The organism is Brevibacterium sp. VCM10, from assembly GCF_000583215.1.
In the GTDB taxonomy this organism is placed as follows: domain Bacteria; phylum Actinomycetota; class Actinomycetes; order Actinomycetales; family Brevibacteriaceae; genus Brevibacterium; species Brevibacterium linens.
Window position 1 is genome coordinate 1 of sequence record NZ_JAJB01000105.1, and the last position, 904, is coordinate 904.

Genomic DNA, 904 nt, shown 5'->3' on the forward strand with positions numbered 1-904 from the left:
CCTCGGCGGTGAGGATCCCCAGGTACGAGTCGAAGTCGAACTCGGGGCCGAGGTCGCGCAGCTGAGAGATCGAATACTTGTTGTACGTCTTCTCCGCATCGCGGCAGGCCACCCGATCCCAGTGGTGCCGGGCGAGTTCGGTCTCGAACGCCATCACCTTGGCGGCCACCTCGGCATCGGTGATCCCGGACTTCTCCCCGAGACCGGCCAGGGCCGCGATCTTCTGCACATGCGCGAGGAACTTCGCGCGCACCTCGGCGTGGTCGTCGTTGAAGTAGTAGTCCTCGTCGGGCAGGGAGATCCCGGCCTGGACGAGGTAGAGGGCGTAGACGTCGGAGTCCTTCGCATCGGCGGTGACGTACCCGCCGAGCACTCCGCCGATGCCTTCGGTCTCGAGTCGGGCGAGCGTTGCGGCGAGTTCGGACTTGTCCTCGGCGGCGTCGATAGCGGCGAACGTCGAGGTCAGCGGGGCGACGCCGAGGTCGTTGATGCGATCGACATCCATGAACGAGGTGAATAGGTCGGCGACCTTCTGTCCCTCGGAGCCGGGCTCCTGCGGGCTGTCGGTCACTGAGGTGATGATGTCGCGGACCTTGGTCTCGGCGGTGTCGAAGAGCTCACGCATGGCTCCGTCGCCGGCCCGGTCATCGGGGATCGTGAACGAGTCGATCCACTCGCCGTTGATGTGCTGGTACAGGTCGTCGGCCGGCCTGATCGAGGTCTGTGAGGTTTCAGAAGTCATGGCCCCACAGTATCGTGATCAGTGCCCCGCACGCCCCGCCCGAGGAGGAGATATGAGTCTGGCATCCGTCGTTTTCGTGTGCACCGGCAACATCTGCCGGTCCGTCACCGCCGAACGTGTGCTCGTGCATCACTTGGCCGAGACCGGCGCCGAGGCGGTCGT

Annotated in this window: 1 protein-coding gene and 1 pseudogene; one reads left to right on the forward strand and one right to left on the reverse strand. The window is 65.2% G+C overall.

Features of this window, described 5'->3' with window-relative positions; translation table 11 throughout:
* A pseudogene (locus AD89_RS0117425) lies at positions 1 to 742 on the reverse strand (M13 family metallopeptidase N-terminal domain-containing protein); the annotation flags it as partial.
* 52 nt (positions 743 to 794) lie between these two features.
* Here AD89_RS0117425 and AD89_RS19035 point away from each other — a divergent pair.
* On the forward strand, positions 795 to 904 hold a 110-nt coding region (locus AD89_RS19035; protein WP_035321475.1), incomplete at its 3' end, for an arsenate reductase/protein-tyrosine-phosphatase family protein.